At 38.1% G+C, this 18,946-nt stretch carries 14 protein-coding genes; 9 read left to right on the top strand and 5 right to left on the bottom strand.

Annotation, left to right across the window (positions count from 1 at the left end; all coding sequences use genetic code 11):
- Positions 1–7: 7 nt before the first annotated feature.
- Complete coding sequence (locus tag A3Q34_RS06910; RefSeq protein ID WP_070374696.1) at positions 8–1,195, bottom strand: WD40/YVTN/BNR-like repeat-containing protein; 1,188 nt, start codon at positions 1,193–1,195, stop codon at positions 8–10.
- Positions 1,196–1,345: 150 nt separating this feature from the next.
- A complete protein-coding gene (locus A3Q34_RS06905; RefSeq protein WP_070374695.1) occupies positions 1,346–2,368 on the bottom strand; it encodes an AraC family transcriptional regulator in 1,023 nt (340 codons plus the stop codon).
- Between the two features lie 160 nt (positions 2,369–2,528).
- On the opposite strand from A3Q34_RS06905, the gene A3Q34_RS21070 reads away from it, so the two are divergent.
- The 9 genes from A3Q34_RS21070 to A3Q34_RS06865 all read left to right on the top strand — a co-directional run bounded on the left by A3Q34_RS21070 (position 2,529) and on the right by A3Q34_RS06865 (position 14,056).
- On the top strand, positions 2,529–3,593 hold the full coding sequence (locus A3Q34_RS21070; protein ID WP_269447181.1) for a DUF1302 domain-containing protein: 1,065 nt from the start codon (positions 2,529–2,531) through the stop codon (positions 3,591–3,593).
- Positions 3,569–4,369 (top strand): DUF1302 family protein, encoded by an 801-nt coding sequence (locus tag A3Q34_RS21065; RefSeq protein ID WP_331710952.1) that lies wholly within the window; start codon positions 3,569–3,571, stop codon positions 4,367–4,369. Before A3Q34_RS21070 ends, A3Q34_RS21065 begins: the two co-directional genes overlap by 25 nt.
- 29 nt (positions 4,370–4,398) lie before the next feature.
- Positions 4,399–5,760, top strand: coding sequence for a DUF1329 domain-containing protein (locus A3Q34_RS06895; protein WP_070374694.1), 1,362 nt, complete (start codon positions 4,399–4,401; stop codon positions 5,758–5,760).
- A 106-nt stretch (positions 5,761–5,866) separates the two neighbouring features.
- Entirely contained in the window at positions 5,867–7,840 is a 1,974-nt protein-coding gene (locus A3Q34_RS06890) for an alkyl/aryl-sulfatase (protein ID WP_070374693.1), read from the top strand.
- Between the two features lie 30 nt (positions 7,841–7,870).
- Entirely contained in the window at positions 7,871–9,496 is a 1,626-nt protein-coding gene (locus A3Q34_RS06885; RefSeq protein WP_070374692.1) for a GMC family oxidoreductase, read from the top strand.
- 14 nt (positions 9,497–9,510) lie between these two features.
- Complete coding sequence (locus A3Q34_RS06880; protein ID WP_070374691.1) at positions 9,511–9,801, top strand: DUF1145 domain-containing protein; 291 nt, start codon at positions 9,511–9,513, stop codon at positions 9,799–9,801.
- 493 nt (positions 9,802–10,294) lie between these two features.
- Positions 10,295–12,412, top strand: a complete 2,118-nt coding sequence (locus A3Q34_RS06875; RefSeq protein ID WP_070374690.1) for a putative bifunctional diguanylate cyclase/phosphodiesterase — start codon at positions 10,295–10,297, stop codon at positions 12,410–12,412.
- Between the two features lie 51 nt (positions 12,413–12,463).
- The gene (locus tag A3Q34_RS06870) at positions 12,464–12,748 is read left to right on the top strand and encodes a MazG nucleotide pyrophosphohydrolase domain-containing protein (protein WP_070374689.1); all 285 of its coding nucleotides are present in this window, start codon (positions 12,464–12,466) and stop codon (positions 12,746–12,748) included.
- Between the two features lie 486 nt (positions 12,749–13,234).
- Complete coding sequence (locus A3Q34_RS06865) at positions 13,235–14,056, top strand: RMD1 family protein (RefSeq protein WP_231907442.1); 822 nt, start codon at positions 13,235–13,237, stop codon at positions 14,054–14,056.
- Between the two features lie 95 nt (positions 14,057–14,151).
- On the opposite strand, the gene speB is transcribed toward A3Q34_RS06865, so the two are convergent.
- From speB to A3Q34_RS06850, 3 genes are all read right to left on the bottom strand, one after another.
- Entirely contained in the window at positions 14,152–15,078 is a 927-nt protein-coding gene (gene speB, locus A3Q34_RS06860) for an agmatinase (protein ID WP_070374688.1), read from the bottom strand.
- Positions 15,079–15,090: 12 nt separating this feature from the next.
- Positions 15,091–17,001 carry a biosynthetic arginine decarboxylase gene (gene speA / locus A3Q34_RS06855; protein ID WP_070374687.1) on the bottom strand — a complete coding sequence of 637 codons (1,911 nt, stop codon included), beginning with the start codon at positions 16,999–17,001 and terminating at the stop codon, positions 15,091–15,093.
- A gap of 294 nt (positions 17,002–17,295) precedes the next feature.
- Positions 17,296–18,822 (bottom strand): carbon-nitrogen hydrolase family protein, encoded by a 1,527-nt coding sequence (locus A3Q34_RS06850; protein WP_070374686.1) that lies wholly within the window; start codon positions 18,820–18,822, stop codon positions 17,296–17,298.
- Between the last annotated feature and the right edge of the window lie 124 nt (positions 18,823–18,946).

Below are 18,946 nucleotides of genomic sequence, written 5' to 3'. Positions count from 1 at the left end.
TTTTTCCCTATTCCTTAATTGGCCATTGGGTAATGCCGAATTGACCAGCAAGAATTAATGAGTTTTCTTTAACTAAAATACTAGAGAATGCGGCGCCTGAAGGGTGCTTTTTAATGTTTAATAACGCTAGGTTTTCAGGCGAGAAACTGACAATTAAACCGCCATGTCCCACTAAGTAAGCGTTGCCCTGCTTAGAGAAGTTACCGCCAAGTAAACTGATACCATTAGGTAATTTTTCATGCTGCCAATACGTGCCACCATCAAGGGAGATCATCAAGTTTCCTTGCAAGCCAAAGGCGACAAGTTGTGTTTTGTTATCAATGAAATGGCTACCGTTAGCGGCTCTTTTATCAACATTATTGGTGTTAGCGATAATGCCAAATAAGCTACCAGAATAGGGAAGTGTCATTACTGACCAAGTTTTTCCTACATCATGAGATTTAAAACCTAAGCCATTTTCACCGACAAGATAGAGTTCATCATCTACTGTAGCTATCACCGCATTAAGGTGATAATTGTCAGGATTATCAAGTTGATTATTGATTAACTGCCACGTTTCTCCTTTGTCTGTACTCGTGAGGAGGGTACCGTAGGCGCCACAGGCAAATAAGGTATCATTTGAGGTGTGAGTAACAGAAAGCAGCGGTTTATTTGGCCCTGATATTAATTCTAACTGATTATCTTCAATCGCAAAGGCCAAATCTTCTAGCTGGTAGGTTAATTCCTCTAGTTCATCTTCATCTTGCGTTTGCTTTATCAGCTGTTGTAAGTCTTGATATTGTTGCTTTACCTGTTCTATTTTAAGTTTGATTAATTCAACACCGGTAAATACTTTGTGCCAAGTTGTGCTATCGCTATTTGCTTTGAGAATAACACCATCATGCCCAACGGCTATTTTACTGCCGTCAGATAATATTGTTACCCCAGTAATAGCAACACTGACAGGAGACTGTTGCTGTTGCCAGTTATTGCTATTTTGCCAATTAATAATATGGCCTCGTTCTCCAACCACCAGCACACTGCCATTGTTTGGCGTCATTGCCATAAGTACACTTTGACTTGCCAAAGCGCTTTTTTGGGCGGGTAATGCCAATAAGTCTGCGGAGTTTTTTGCTTGAGCCAGAGTAAGTAATGAACCAAGTAAAGTAACAAGCATTACACTTGTTATGCTAAAGGCAATATAAGGTGTGCGCATAGAAAACCTAATAAGTAAAAAGTTATGCTTATTAGTATTAATGAACAACGCTGACTTGAGAGGTGTTAAACGTGCCAAATGATTATCTTTGCAACACGTGACGTTTTGTTATTAATTTAAAGGCGATGAAGGAGGGTAAATACGCCTTTATTATGTTTTGTTGTGTCGGTAATCACCAGGTGTTTGATTTGTCCATCGTTTAAAAGCGCGATTAAAGTTGCCAACACTTGAAAAACCAACCAAATAGCCAATCTCACTGAGACTTAAATGTTTTTGAACAATGTAATTCATGGCTAATTTTTTGCGAGTACTCTCTAATATTTCTTTATAACTTGTGCCTTGGTCATGTAACTTGCGCTGTAAATTACGTAAGCTCATCCCTAGATATTCGGCTATTTCAGTTTGTGATGGCGCACCAAGGGGCAATAATTCAAAAATTTTATTTTTAATGACATGACTTAAATCACTCTTATCAACTCTTGCCATAAACTCATCAAGCATTTTCTCATGGCTATGGGTTATTAATGGATTACCACACATTAATTTTTCTTTTGTTTGTTTAAGATTAAAGACAATGGCAGTGTGATGGCTATCAAATTCTACCTTACAATTAAAAAAATCTTCTAGATAAGATAAATTATAGCTCGGCTTTGAGTAGGCAAAACAGACCTTTTCAGGAGCAAAGTCTAACGTGACAAGCTCCCGAGAAAACCGGACGATAGTTGCTAAAAATGTCTCAACGATCTCTTGTGACAATACAGGCCTGTTGGTTGATTCATACGTAAAGATGTTCATTTCAAAGACTAATTGTTCATTAATCTCGTGGTTAATCAGTTGACAAGAGTTCGAAACGACTCGCTTGTAATGAGCTATACGCTCTAATGCATCGTGTAAAGTGTTTGAAGACATCATGGCATAACCCAGAGCATGAAATATTCCTGGGTGAAATTGCTCTGCAATTAAAACAGAAAAATCATGACGAGCTAGTTTCTTATTACAGTGCTCAATGAGTAAAGAGAATTTCTCTGCAGCAATACGAGATTCTTGATCACTTACGGCGTCCAAAGAAATATTACATTCTTCTAATGCCTTTATTGCATCAATGCCATGTGCCTCCATAGCCCTTGATATAGGGATCATCCAGCCGGTTAATGTTGAATAATAATCTTGCATTGCGTTGCCTAACCTTTTGAAGTTGTACCACTGTACGGGTTTTGCACGAAATGACAATAGGTTGGCACATTTAGCGAAATATTAATCTATTGATTGGCGTAATGTGATCGGGGAAGAAATATTACATTACCTATTACAACGATAATAACAGGCGAATAATATGCTAAATAATAACTGTAAAATCAAACCAATAGCTCTGGTTGTTGCTATGGCGCTGGGTGCATCATCTTCGCACGCCGCAGACTTTAATTTTGGTGAAGACAATGACATTCTACTGCAAATAAACTCTCAACTAGATATTGGTGCAAGTTGGAGGTTAGGGGATGCCGACCCTCGTTTTATTGGTAAAACTAATGGTGGTACTGGTTTTACATCGACCACCGATGATGGCAATTTAAATTACGCCAAGCATGATGCGTATTCAAAAATAATTAAAGGTGTACATGATCTTCAACTAAGCCAAGGTGATTTCGGCGCTTTTGTACGTGTGAAATATTGGTATGATTATGCGCTTAAAGACGGCGACGTTCTTCATGGTAATTCTAATAATGGTTTCACGCCAAATACCCCGCTTAGTGATGATGGCTTTGAAAATAATACTAAATTTTCAGGGATCACTTTACTTGATGCTTATATCTATGGCTCGTTTGATTTGGGTGAGTCTCCGCTCGATATTCGTCTAGGTCGCCAAGTGGTAAGCTGGGGTGAAAGTACCTTTATTCAAGGGGGAATGAACTCATCTAATCCTTTTGATGTTCCGGCATTACGTCGCCCGGGAGCAACCTTAAAAGAAGGTATTTTACCGGTTGGTATGCTTTACGGTAATTTAGGTTTAACAGAAAAATTAAGTATCGAAGCCTTTTATCAATATGAATGGGAAAAAACCCAAATTGATGGCTGTGGTACTTACTTCTCTGGCGCAGACTTTGCGGCAAGTGGCTGTAACTTCGTTTCTATTGGTCCCTTTGGAGATCAAGCGGGTTTGTCAGCAGGTTTTGCTGCAGAGCGACAAGCTGATGTAGAGCCCGATGACGGTGGTCAATATGGTGTTGCTGCGCGTTATTATGCAGAAGAACTAAATGACACCGAGTTTGGCTTTTATTATATGAATATTCATTCTCGTGTTCCTTTAATTAACGCTATTCGTACCAGTGTCCCTTTGGCAACGGGAAGTCCAACACCCGTTTTTGTTCCTAAAGCATTAGATCCAACAGGGGGGCTTTAGCCGCACTCAATCCTGGTTACAATATTGAATTTCCTGAAGATTTAAAGTTTTTTGGAGCCAGCTTTGCCACAAATATTGCCGGTGTGGCTTTATCAGGCGAAGTTTCTTATAAGCCCGATACCCCTATTCAAATCAGTGGTCCTGAAATATTAAATGGCGCGTTATCTGAATCACCTGTTTTACGCTTTAGCCCAAGAGTTACCGCTGTTGGTTATGGTGAACAAGTAAAAGGTTGGGATGAATTTGATGTTACCCAATTACAAATGACGGCTATTCAATTTTTTGAAAATACCTTAGGTGCTTCTCGCATTACCGTTATAGCCGAAGTGGGGGTTATTTTAACCGATGGTGTTGAAGACTCAGACCAACATTATGGGCGTAATTCAGTGTTTGGTTTAGGTGACTTTGATGCTGGTGGTGGCTTTAACTGCACTAACTTAGTGGCTGCCGGTGCCTTATCAGGGGATTGTCAATCAGATGGTTTTGTCAGTGACAATGCGTGGGGCTATCGAATGAAAGCGATATTTAATTATAGCGATGTTTATGCCGGTATATCATTAAAACCTAGCGTTTTTTGGGCTCATGATGTTAGTGGTTATTCGCCAGACCCAGGCCAGCAATTTCATGAAGGTCGTAAAAACTTAGGCTTTTCTTTAGAAGCTTCCTATCAACAAAAATATACCATGACGTTAGGTTACAACAACTATTCAGGTGGTAGTCACAGTAATTTAGAAGATAAAGATCTCGTCTCGCTGTCATTTGGCATTTCATATTAATTATATTACAAAACATTAAGAGAATTATGATGAAAAAATATATTACAACAGCAAGTTTACTGATGTTATCACTAGCGACCAGCGCTGTCTTTGCAAAAGTAACTTCAGAAAAAGCAGAACAATTAGGTAAAAATTTAACACCTTTAGGTGCTGAAATGGCGGCAAATGCTGCCGGAACGATTCCCGCATGGACCGGAGGGCTGACCAGTAAAAATACCACAAAAAGTGCAGATTCAGGCCGTCCGGCTAACCCATTCACTGAAGATAAGGTTTTGTTTGAAATTACGAGTGCTAACTTTAGCGATTACCAAGATAATTTAAGTGCCGGTCAAATCAATATGTTTGAAAAATATGCAGACTATAAAATGCCTATTTATAAAACAAGAAGAACTGCAGCTTACTCAAATGAGCTTTACGACATCGTTAAGAAAAATGCCACTACCGCTGAATTAGTGCAGTCAGGCAATGGTATCGCTAACTTTAAAACTACGATCCCTTTTCCGCTTGCTGAAAATGGTTCAGAGGTTATTTGGAATCATATAACCCGTTATCGTGGCGGTACGGCTAAACGTTTTTTAACCACTATTCCAGTGCAAGCTAATGGTTCATTTGTACCCGTTAAAATGAATGATCAATTAGTGTGGCCAGAGTTTTTACAAGGAGGACGTGATGATAAAAAAGATGCCAATATTTTGTTTTATTACTTACAACAAATTACCGCACCATCGCGCTTAACTGGCACAGCATTATTGGTTCATGAAACGATCGATCAAGTTAAAGAAGCCCGTAAAGCTTGGGTTTATAACGCAGGTCAACGTCGTGTTCGTCGTGCACCTAATGTTGCCTATGATGGACCGGGTGCTGGAACGGACGGCTTAAGAGCGACCGATAACTACGATATGTACAATGGTGCGCCAGATCGTTACAACTGGAAATTAATTGGTAAAAAAGAGCTTTATATTCCATATAACTCTTATAATTTACTTGATACGACAGCTAAATATGAAGACATTATAGAAAAAGGTCACCTTAATGCTGCGCACTTAAGATATGAATTACACCGTGTTTGGCAAGTAGAGGCGACATTAAAAGAAGGTGCTAGACATATTTATGCAAAACGTACTTTCTTTATTGATGAAGATACTTGGGGCGCATCTGTTATTGATCAATATGATGGCCGTGGCGAGTTATGGAAATTATCAGAAGCACATAACATTCAATTTTATGATGTTGATACACCGTGGATGGTTGCTGAAACCTTACATGACTTAAACTCTGGACGATACTTAGTTACCGGTTTAAGTAATGAAGAGCCAACCTTTATGGTTTGGGGAGAAAAAGTTAAAAGAAAAGATTTTTCTACTTCAGCATTAAGACGTTTAGGTCGTTAATTTATGTAAAATTAAGCTAGCTGGTTAATATTTTTAATGCATTATTTTTCATCAATGTTAGTCAATATTAATCAGCTTTTTAGTAAAATATTAAGGGAGAAAAATCATGTTAAAACAAGGCCTTTCATTTTTTGGACTTTTATATTGCCTGCTGTTCATTTTGATAGGTTCTGTTCATGCCGATACTGCGTTAAAACCCGCCAGTAAATATACTCTGGCTCTCAAAAATGAATTACTAGAAAGCCTACCTTTTAGCGATAAACTTGATTTTTCTTTAGCTGAAAAAGGTTTAATAAAACGGCCAGAAAAATTACTCATCAAAGATGAGCAGGGCAATGTTGTTTGGGAGCTAGGTAATTATCAATTTTTACTTGATGATAATAATATCGATACCGTTAACCCCAGTTTGCTACGCCAAGCTAAACTAAATATGACTTATGGCTTATATCAAGTCACTAAGCGGATTTATCAGGTTAGAGGTTATGATCTTGCCAATATTACCTTTATTAAAGGTGACAGTGGTTGGATTATTTTTGATCCCTTACTTACTGCGGCGACTTCTAAAGCGGCCTTTAAACTAGTAACAGCAGAGCTTGGAAAATTTCCGGTAAAGGCGGTTATATACAGTCACGCCCATGCCGATCACTTTGGTGGTATTAAAGGCGTTGTTAGTCAAGCGCAAGTTGATTCAGGGGAAGTGCAAATTATCGCCCCACGTGGTTTTATGGAACACGCGATTAAAGAGAATATATTAGCGGGTAATGCGATGACACGCCGTGCTACTTATCAATATGGTAATGCACTTGCTAAAGGGGCTAAAGGCCAAGTCGACGCTGCGATTGGTAAAGGGCTATCGACAGGTTATATCGATTTAATTGCACCGAGTAGAGAAATATTGGCTGATGAAGAAACCCTGATTATTGATGGCATTGAAATGGTCATGCAAAACACTCCAGGCACAGAATCACCAGCAGAAATGAATACTTATTTCCCACAGTTTAAAACCCTTTGGTTAGCTGAAAATGTCACTGGAACATTACATAATATTTATACTTTACGTGGTGCTGAAGTACGTGACTCACAGGCGTGGAGTAAGTTTATCAATAAAGTGATATACCGTTTCGCTCATGACAGTGAGGTAATGTTTGCTTCGCATTCTTGGCCAAGGTGGGGTAAAGAATACATTATTGAAGTCTTAGAAAAACAGCGTGATATGTATGGATACTTACATGATAAAACCTTAAATCTTGCTAATAAGGGTGTCACCATTAATGAGATACACAACCAACTAGCGGTTCCTGATGTCTTAGCGCATCAATGGTATAACCGCGGTTACCATGGTTCTTATTCTCATAATGTTAGAGGTATTATTAATAAATACTTAGGCTTTTATGATGCAAATCCCGCCAACCTTAATAAATTGAGTCCAGCAGAGTCTTCAGGTAAATATATTGAATTAATGGGCGGCGCACAACAGGTGTTATCTCAAGCAAATAAAGCCTTTAATAACGGTGAATATCGCTGGGTGGCTGAGTTGCTTAATCATTTGATTTTTGCTCAACCAGAAAATGACCAAGCAAGGCATCTTCAAGCTGACACCTTAGAGCAATTGGGTTATCAAGCTGAGAATGCCGGTTGGCGTAATAGTTATTTAGCCGCTGCTTTTGAACTGCGCCACGGCATACCTAAAGCAGCAAAAGCCACTAAAGCTGGCCCTGATATGATCAAATCGATGAGCAGTGAATTAATTTTTGATTTTCTGGGGGTGCGTCTAAACACCGATAAAGCATTGGCGCACCACTTTAAAATTAATTTTGTTTTCCCTGACCGTAATGAAAAATTCTTAGTTGAGTTGAGCAATGCACATTTAAATAATATTGAAAATATTCAAGCAGCACAGGCGGATTTAACCGTCACGATTAATCGCAAAGATTTAAATCTTTTGTTGTTAAAACAACAATCATTTGGGCAACTGGTTAAATCAGGCAAGATGAAGCTCGATGGTAATGGCAAGGTATTTGGTCAGTTGCTGATGATGATGGATGATTTTCCTTTCTGGTTCAACATTGCTACTCCGTAATAGCATAAAATAAATGAAGAGTGCTTTATTATGAATATTAAAAAAAATATCGGCAATGAATTTGACTATATTATTGTTGGCGGAGGCTCCGCAGGTTGTGTGTTAGCGAATCGATTAACTGAGAATGGTAAGTTCACCGTCTGTTTATTAGAAGCCGGTACCGATAACAATAGTATGTTAGTCAATACGCCGGGAGCATTTTCAGCCTTTATGTTTTTGAAAAAATTCAATTGGAGCTTTAATGCTAAAGCTAAAAATGATATTCGTCATGGAAAACCACTTTTTGTGCCGCGTGGCAAAGGCTTAGGCGGCAGTTCAGCGACCAATGCCATGCTTTATATACGTGGACAAAAACAAGACTATGATCATTGGGCAGCACTCGGTAATGAGGGTTGGGCATTTAGTGATATCTTGCCTTATTTTAAAAAGTCGGAAACCAATAGTCTTGGCGAAAGTGAGTTTCATGGTAGTAAAGGACCATTACAGGTTACCTCACGGCCTGTTCTTTATGACATTAGTAAGCGTTATATTACAGCAAGCCAACAGGCTGGTTTTAAAGTGACTGATGACTTCAATGGTGCTGACCAAGAAGGTGTTGGTTATTACCAGTGCACCATAAAAGAAGGTAAACGATGCTCTGCCGCCCATGCGTATTTACTGCCGGTGATGTCTCGGCCTAACCTTAGCGTATTCACTGGTGCACAGGTAAGCAAAGTGCTTCTAAAAGATAAAGAAGCCTATGGTGTTGAGGTTTATATTGAAGGTACAAAAAGTATATTAACGGCTAAAAAAGAAGTGGTGTTAAGTGGTGGTAGTATCGCTTCACCGCAGTTATTAATGTTATCAGGCATTGGTGATAAAAATGAACTCGACCAGCATGGCATAGCGTGTTTGCATGAATTGAAAGGTGTTGGCAAAAACTTACGAGAGCATGTCGACGCCTGCATATTAGTTAAAAGCAAAAAAACAGACGGTTTTACACTGTCAGTTACCGGTTTGCTAAAAATGCTGCCAGATACCCTTAAATATATCACCAGTAAAAAAGGTAAACTTGCTAATAGTATTCTAGAAGCGGGGGGCTTTATTAAATCGAATGACAATGAAGATAGACCTGATATTCAATTACATATGCTGCCTTTGTTATTTGATGATAATGGCAGAGACTTGAAGCTGTTATCACAACATGGCTTTTCATGTCATGTTTGTATTTTGCGTCCAGAAAGTACCGGAACCGTATCGTTATTGTCAGCTAACTATCAAGATGCGCCAGAGATAGATTTTAACTTTTTTTCTGATGTTAATGGTAAGGACAAAGCGGTGCTCATTAATGGTATGCGTCAATTGCGCAAAATATTAACCGCACCGGCATTAGCTGAGCATTATGATAATGAAATGCATCCAGGAAATGCGTTTGAAAGTGATGAACAAATTTTTGCTAAAACCAAAGAACGCTTAGGTTTAGTTTATCATCCGGTGGGTACCTGTAAAATGGGTATCGATGAAATGGCTGTGGTTGATAATGAATTGAAAGTTCACGGTATTACTAATCTCAGGGTTATTGATGCTTCTATTATGCCAACACTTATCAGTGGTAATACAAACGCACCGACCATGGCTATCGCAGAAAAAGCGGCAGAGATGATGTTAGTCAGTTAATAAAGGGGAAAAACATGCTCAGTACCATTATAATTATGCTTAAAATGTCACTTACCGTTTTATGGATATTAGCCTTGCTAGGTCTGTTATCGATATCACCTTTGCCCACAGAATATCAATTTTATCTGTTAGCCTTAGCTATTATTGTTCTTTTAGTGCACTTTATTGAGTTTTTTGCGATGAAAGCTAATTTTAAATATCACAGTAAGTCAGAAATGAATTTTCTACAGACCATGCTGTGGGGCTTTGGCTATTGGCTACCGATACTTAAACATTATCAAGAGCAAGCAAAGCTAATAAAATAGCTATTTGCTTTAAATAGAGTGGCAACATAAGGATCACAGTTAGTCAGCAGGTTGTGATTTTTTATCAGCACCGTCGAGAAAACTCGGTACTTTAGTGCCGAGTAGTTCACTGTTGTTCAAGATAGACCTGTACGCTAAGGTCACTAAGCACTTAACCTCGTTCGCAGAAAAACAGCTCGAATTATGCTCTGTTTTATTAAAATAATTATATTTTAATAAAACAATTTTTACTTTTCTAAGAGATCGCCCGCTGGCCAGTCAATAAATTGGCGAGTATCTGCGCACTTGACATCCTTTTAGCCTAACCTTATATTTAAAACACTTTACCTTGAAACAATCAAGGTTGCCTAAAGAGTCTCAAGTGCAATATTTGGGCAGGCGAAGTCTCCAATATCGATATAAAATAAACGTATAGTAAAGTGTATTACTTGCAACTTCCGGTAGTGTTATTGAATACTTTTTGCTTGAATTGCCCAACAAGGAACTATGTTAAATGGTGTCTGAACAGGATCAAAATACTACTGCGCTAGAGCAATTCGAAGTAAATTCCCATGATATAGAGATGTATCTCGATGTGGTTTTTAATAATCACGACGATCCTATATTCGTAAAGGATGATGAATGTCGATTGTTACTCGTTAACGATGCTTTTTGCCAGGTTTTTAACTTAACTAGACACGAAATAATTGGAAAAACACTCGCTGAAACAGTACCCCCAAGCGAGCGTGATCATTTTTTAGCAATTGATAGGTTAGTACTGGATAAAGGGGAAGCGATTTTAAGTGAAGAAACCCTGACGATTAATGGCTCAGAAACTAGAGTTATATTAACCAGAAAGAATCGCTTTATAGATGGTAAAGGTAACTATTTTATCGTCGGGGTCATTAATGATATTACCAAACGAAAACTAGCCGAAGAAGAATTAAAACTCGCTGCCAGTGTTTTTACTCATGCTGGTGAAGGCATCATGATAACCGACGCCAAGGGGAGCATTATTAATGTCAATAACACCTTTGTCACTTCAACTGGTTATAGCGCTGTTGAAGCGATTGGACAGAAGCCGAATTTTTTACAATCAGGAATACACCCCGCCGAGTTTTATACCGAGATTTTGCAAGTGCTGCAGAGTAAAGGGGCGTGGTCTGGTGAAATATGGAACAGTCGTAAAAACGGTGAAATTTATGCTGAAATGCTTAATATTAGTTCGGTTAAAGATGTTAATGGTAAAATAAGTAACTATGTTGCGTTATTTACCGACATCACTCCAATGAAAGAACATCAAAGTCAGTTAGAGCATATTGCCCATTATGACGTACTGACTAACTTACCAAATCGGGTGCTACTGGCCGACCGATTATCTCAATCTATGTTGCAGTGTAGCCGTAATATGCAAACACTCGCTGTGGTCTTTTTAGATTTAGACGGCTTTAAACTTGTTAATGATGAGCATGGCCATGATGTGGGGGATGAACTGCTAGTTGAAATTTCCATACGCATGAAAGCGGCACTTCGCGAAGGTGATACTTTAGCTCGTATTGGTGGTGATGAATTTGTTGCGGTATTAACTAACTTAACAAGGGTTGAAGACTGTGAGCCAATATTAGATCGCTTGTTATTAGCCGCATCTGAGCCAGTGACCGTTAGTAACGTCGTGTTAAATGTATCAACCAGTATAGGCGTAACACTTTATCCACAAGACAGCGTTGATGCTGACCAACTTATGCGCCATGCTGACCAAGCCATGTATGTGGCGAAAGAATCAGGTAAAAATCGTTATCATTTATTTGATACTGCGCAAGATGATGCAGTTAAAATACAACAGGAAAGCCTTGAGGCCATTCGCAGTGCACTCGATAACCAGCAATTTGTGCTTTATTATCAGCCTAAGGTTAATATGAAAACAGGCAAAGTGATTGGCGTTGAAGCCCTTATCCGCTGGCAACACCCTTGCAGAGGCTTATTAAATCCCTTCGACTTTTTACCTATTATTGAAAATAATCCGATGAGTATCGAATTGGGCGAATGGGTTATTGATACCGCACTAACACAAATAAGCCAATGGCAAAAAATGGGCCTCGACCTTCCGGTTAGCATTAGCGTAAATATTGCCGCGGTTCAATTACAGCAGCCTGACTTTACTCAGCGATTAACAACTTTACTAGCAGCGCACCCTAATGTTAAACCTTGCTATTTAGAACTAGAAGTATTGGAAACCAGTGCCTTAGATGATGTCAATCATGTTTCAACAACTATGTTGGAGTGTATTGCATTAGGCGTAAGCTTTGCCTTAGATGATTTTGGCACGGGGTATTCCTCCTTAACTTACTTGAGACGGTTACCCGCAAACTTAATTAAGATAGATCAAAGTTTTGTTCGAGATATGCTGATCGATACCGATGATTTTGCCATTGTTGAAGGTGTTATCGCCTTGGCTAAATCATTTAAACGTGAAGTTATTGCTGAAGGTGTTGAAACGATTGAACATGGTAAGGCACTGTTGCAACTAGGCTGTAATTTGGCACAAGGTTATGGCATAGCCAAACCTATGCCAGCGCATGATGTGCCAGCATGGGTCAACAATTGGCGACCAGATGCGAGTTGGCAACTATAAGTAGTAAATATGTACGATAAAAGACAAACGTAAACAAAATAAGTGAAAAAAATGAAGATTAACGAAATAGCAGAGAAGAACTATCTTTGGGTAGAAAAAATGGGTTGGCATAATAAAACAACGCTAGAAGCATTAGCCCTTGTTGCATCAGAAGTCGGTGAGGCTATTAATGAATGTCGGCACGAAAAACCTAGTGATGCCTTTGGCGAAGAGCTTGCCGATATTATCCTAAGAGTACTAGATATTTCCCATTGGCAAGGAATTGATATTGAAAACGAAATTTTAAAAAAAATGAGCAAAAATGAAATCAGAGGCACTAGGGGAAGACTTAAATAACTTAAAAATTAAGGCTTATTTCTATTTACTTTCGCTGCAAGTAAACGCTCACATTTAATTTATGATAACGTACAGTAGCAACCAGATTGTTGCTGTTAATTTAATCTATAAAGAACATCCTCTTTTTACAAACAAAAAAATCACTACATCTTTTAACCATTCTTGTAAAACTCCCAGCAGATATTCATTACGCTTGTGTCTTCCGGTTAGTTTAAGCCCTATTTTATTTTTTAAGCTAAAAATATTAACTAAAATATAGCAAATATTGTCGCCATTATATGCGCCGTTAAACAACTAAACGATATCAATTTTTTTATCAGACTGATTAAAAAATTGATATTGAGTATTTCTATTAACGGCGCAGAATCTAGCAAATTTAGTTAGTTACTGTTCATCAAAACAACTTTTTTGTTGATCAATAGCGACTAAATTTTTTAATGTATTTTAAATCGAATAAAAATCAGACAATCACTTATAAGAGTAATCATGAGTAACTTAATGGCAGGTAATGAAGTCATTTTTAGCGACGATAAATTATCAGTTTATAATTTTGGCGATAATTTTTTATCAGAAAAATCGAATATAGATAAACGCTTTTTTGAAGGCGGTACTCGTTATAGAGACGCTGTACAAATAATCGTGGCAACGGGAGAGTATTGGATATTTGACTATGGTGTAGTGGTTTTTTGGGCAGTAGCCGCAGGTGAACGCCAAGCATTAATCAATCGACTTAAGAGTGATAACACCCTCTATATTGAAAATATTGAAGAACATTTACGCTTTACTTTTTCTAATGAACTGATCATTAAAAAAGATACCATAGTACTACCAGATAACGATCCGTTGACACGTCTTGCGATAAGCCATGCGTTGGCGCAATCAAACAAGTTGATGGAATTTGAACTTCAAGCGCAAAATAAAATAATGGATTATTCTCATATTCCTGAAGAGTTGGCTAAACTGGGTAAAATATCGATTAGCCAAAAAGAAATCGCTAAAATTAGAGGTACGCTACTGAGTACTAAAAGCGATATTATTTTACATTATGGATTACTTGATACCCCAGATTTTATTTGGGAATACCCTGAATATGAAGCGACTTACGAACGTATGGCGCGTTATATGGATATTCATCAACGCGTCGAATTATTATCTAAAAAGCTTTCGACGATTCATGAACTATTTGAAATGTTAGCGGCTGAACAAAAGCATCAACATTCATCCTTTTTAGAATGGATTATTATCGTGTTAATTGGTATTGAGATTGTTTTGTTTCTTGTTCAAGAGTTGAAAAGTTTAGCGAGTTAACTCGCCAATCTTTATTGTTAACATTTACTTTTTTAATGTGGGTTTTAAGTTAGTCAGCAGGTAAGTTATTGCGTAAAAATAACTTACCTGCTTTGTTATACAAGCTTATGCTTAGCGGTCCAAATATGTGCCAATTCTAACGCTATTGTTGCAGCGGCTAATGCAGTAACTTCACTGTGATCATAAGAAGGAGCGACTTCAACTACGTCCATGCCAATCAGATTAATACCCACTAAACCTCTCAATATCTTCAACACTTTATCTGTGGTTAAACCGCCACATACTGGCGTACCTGTACCAGGAGCAAAGGCGGGATCTAAACAATCAATATCAAAGGTTAAGTAAACTGGCGTATCGCCAACTCTAGCTTTAATTAATGCGGTGATCTCACTGACACTCATATCATTAGCTTGCATGGCATTAATGACAGAAAAACCATGGTCTTGCTCTTTGTAATTTGTGCGAATACCGACCTGAATAGATTTATCTCTATCTATGAGATTTTCTTTAGGCGCATGATAAAACATAGTGCCATGGTCATAACAACTACCATTGCTATAAGTATCAGTATGGGCATCGAAATGTATCAGTGCCATAGTGCCAAATTTTTTCGCATAAGCACGCAGTATCGGCAAAGTAACAAAATGATCGCCGCCTAGCGATAAAATGGTTTTGTCTGCATCAAGTAACTGACCTACAGCCGTTTCAACTTGCGTACAAAAATGTGCAGAGTCTCCAGGAGAAAAAACCAAGTCGCCAGCATCAATGATTTTACAGTGTTTTAATAAGCTAAAAGGCCAAGGAAATCGCTTACCTTCCCAAGCCAAATTAATTGAAGCTTGCCTAATCGCAGTGGGGCCCATTCGAGCGCCTGAGCGCCCGGTGGTAGCCATGTCATAGGGTAAGCCTAAAACAACAATATCAGCAGCCGACTCAATGGGATTTTGCACTAAAGGCTGACGTAAGAACGTCATTGCATTTGAGTAAATTGACTCATCAACTTGATTGAAAATATTTTTCATTGTGCTTAATCTCTACAAATCTTCAAGGTAGGTGTAGCCTTGTAAGCCATCAACTAACTCTTTAAAAATTTCTTCACCTTCGCTTTTTGATAATCTAGCATCGATAAGCTCGGCATAGGTTTTTTTGAATAATTCGGCATCTAAATGCACATAATTCAGCATATCTTCTACCGTATCACCTTCATTAATTTCAGTGATTTCTGCTTCACCGTCGTCATTGATGAAGACCACAGCACTGTGAGTGTCACCGAATAAATTATGCATATCACCCAAAATTTCTTGATAAGCACCCACTAAGAAAAAGCCAAGTAAATAAGGCTCATCTTCTGTCCATGCTGGCACAGGTAATGTGCTTTCAATACCTTGTCCGTCAACATAATGGTCAATAGTGCCATCGGAATCACAAGTAATATCTAATAATACCGCTCGTTTTTCATGTGATTTTTCTAAGTTACTTAAAGGTAAAACAGGAAAAACCTGATCAATTCCCCATGCATCGGGTAATGATTGAAATAAAGAAAAATTAACAAAAAATTTATCAGCAAGTTTTTCGGTTAAATCATCCATTATTGGGCGATGAAAACGATTTTTACCATCCATTAACTTATTTAATTCATAACAAACACGTAAATTAATTTGTTCAGCCCAAGCGCGTTGGGTTAAATTTAATAATCCCATCGAAAACTGGTTGTGTACTTCAGCCAAATCACTTTGGGTGTCATGATAAATTTCAATTAAGGCACGATCATCATTACGGTCATTTAGTTGCGCTAACGAACGCCACATATTACTTAATAAAATAGATTCATCAGGCGTAGGCGCTATGATATTTTCTGGTTCATAAGACTCAGTGCCAATAACATTAGAAATAAGTACCGCATGATGTGCGGTTAATGCTCTGCCTGATTCCGAAATAATCATTGGCATAGGTTGATGATAACTTTTACAAATATCACCAATAGTATGGACGATGTTATTCGCGTACTCAGCAACGCTGTAATTCATTGAGTTATGAGATTGGCTTCGTGTACCATCATAGTCAATGGCCAAACCGCCACCAACATCCATGCATAAAATACCTGCGCCTAGGTTGCGCAGCTCACAATAAAAACGTGCCGCCTCACTAACACCTAATCTTACATCTCTTATATTAGCTATTTGTGAGCCTAAGTGAAAATGGACAAGCTTTAAGGCGTCAAGCATGTTTTCTGCTTTAAGAACTTTTACAACGTTAAGTACTTGCGAAGCTGACAAACCAAACTTTGATTTTTCACCGCCACTGGCTTGCCATTTACCTTTGCCTTGAGAGGCTAAACGAACACGGATCCCTAAACGAGGTTCAACATTGAGTTTCTTTGCTTCGGTTAAAATCATTTCTAATTCAGACATTTTTTCTAAAACGATATGAACCTTATGACCTAACTTTTCGCCAATTAACGCTAAGCGCACATATTCTCGGTCTTTATAGCCGTTACAAACAATAACCGATGAAACTTTTTGAGCCATAGCTAAAACAGCTAATAATTCTGCTTTACTGCCTGCTTCAAGGCCAAGTTGTGTGGACTCTTTATTATTTTGGCTCGCCAAAATTTCATCAACAACTTCACGCTGTTGATTGACTTTAATAGGATAAACTAATAAATATTTTTCCTGATAATCATAATCTTCTATCGCCTTATTAAAGGCTTCACATAGACTGTGAATGCGATGATGAATTATTTGCGGGAAACGCACTAATGCAGGCAGTGTTAAGCCTTTATCTTCAATCATTTTAGCGATATTGATTAAATCTACTGTGTGATCCTGACGCTCAAATTTTGGCGCGACATATACATTTCCAGCATCATTAATACCGAAATAGCCCTGACTCCAGTGACGTACGTTATAGTGTGCGCGAGCGTGAGCAAGATTATCTTTGTTCATTGATTTTCCTTTACTTATTCTACTTAATAATAGAATGGCAATTCTTCATGGGTAATTAGGGCGAATTAGAATTTAACAGCCGCTTAATGTCCAACAAAAAAAATAATGATAAGTAACAATTATTATTGATGAGTGCTGGTGATAATTCAACTTGAGACGTGAATTAGTGCACTAATTGATAGGGGGAATTTAATTTGCGGGGCTAGTGCACTGATTTTGATATTCGATTTTAGTGCGTTGACCCCGCAGATTATTAGCAGGTAAATATATTTAATTGCTTATAAAAATGACCAACTAATATTTTTTATGTTGGGTAATACTGTACAAATCATGGCGTCTATCACGCATGGTATGTACAGCGCCGTGACTATGTAACTGTTTCAATAAATCTAGATTTACGTCTACAATAACAGTCATCTCTGAGTTAGGTGTTGCTTCTGCTTTGATACCCGTTGTTGGAAAAGCAAAATCAGACGGCGTAAATACCGCAGATTGGGCATATTGAATATCCATATTATTTACTTTTGGCAAATTACCTACCGCGCCAGCTATAGCAACATAACATTCATTTTCAATCGCTCTTGCCATTGCACAGTGTCGCACACGTGTGTAGCCATTCTGGGTGTCTGTTAAGAACGGCACAAACAAGATATTCATCCCTTGGTCGGCAAGTATTCTAGAGTACTCCGGAAATTCAACATCATAACAAATCATGATACCAATTTTGCCACAGTCAGTATCAAACACCTTGAGGTTTTTACCACCGACCATAGACCAACTACGCACTTCTGCTGGCGTTAAATGGATTTTATCATAACGTTCCCATGAACCATCACGACGACACAAAAAGCCTGAGTTATAAAGACTGCCATCAACAAAAAACGGCATGCTACCGGTAATAATATTAATATTGTAACTTATTGCAAATTCGATAAATTTATCACGAATTTGTTCAGTATATTCTGATAGTCTGCGAATACTCTCGGTTAAACGTAAATGGTTAAATTCTGCCATTAAAGGTGCATTGAACAATTCAGGAAACAGCACGAAATCACTTTTATAATCGGATACTGCATCGACATAAAATTCCATTTGTTCAAATAAATCATCAATACTTTTCATCGAACGCATTTGCCATTGCACTAAACCTAAACGAACCTCTGAGCGCGGAGCATTGATAAGTTTTACCGATTTAGTATAAAAGATATTCGGCCATTCAAGTAACGTGGCATACTCCATTGATTCGCTATCACCCGATAAGTAACCGGTTAGTAACTTGCGGACATAAAAATCATTGGCGAGCTGAAAACTTAATACCGGATCATATAATTCTTTGATTTTTACTTTTTCAATATACTGTTTAGCGCTCATTTTATCTGAATGTTGCGCATAGTTTGGCATACGACCACCGGCTACAATAGCGCGTAAATTCAAGTTTTCACAAAGCTCCTTACGAGCATCGTACAAGCGCCTAGCTAATCGTAAGCCACGATAATCAGGATGAATAAAGACCTCTATTCCATATAAAGAGTCGCCTTTAGGATCATGATTATCAAAGGTCATATTGCTAGTGATTTCAGAATAAGTATGTTCATCGCCAAAATCAGCATATTCAATTATTAATGAGAAGGCACAACCGACAACAATGCCATCAACAACTACACAGATTTGCCCATCTGGAAATTTAGTTAATAAGGCTTTAACCGTGGGTTCATTCCACGTTGCTAATTCTTTATTAAGGTAAACTGATTCACTCGCCTTGCGAAGCTCTGTCATATCTTGCAATGTTAAATGACGGACGGTAACGCTATTTGCTTCCATTTAAATTCCTAATTAATTTTGGTATTAATCATACTTTTCTCTCATCGTAGAGTGCAAAAAGACGATTATTGTGATTTGTATACCAAAAAATCAACTTATACAAGCATATTAAAAAAAATCAGAA

Origin of the sequence: Colwellia sp. PAMC 20917 (assembly GCF_001767295.1) — a bacterium.
In the GTDB taxonomy this organism is placed as follows: Bacteria; Pseudomonadota; Gammaproteobacteria; order Enterobacterales; family Alteromonadaceae; genus Colwellia_A.
The sequence above is the reverse complement of the archived record's forward strand: the minus strand, read 5'-3'. Positions and strand labels throughout refer to the sequence as shown.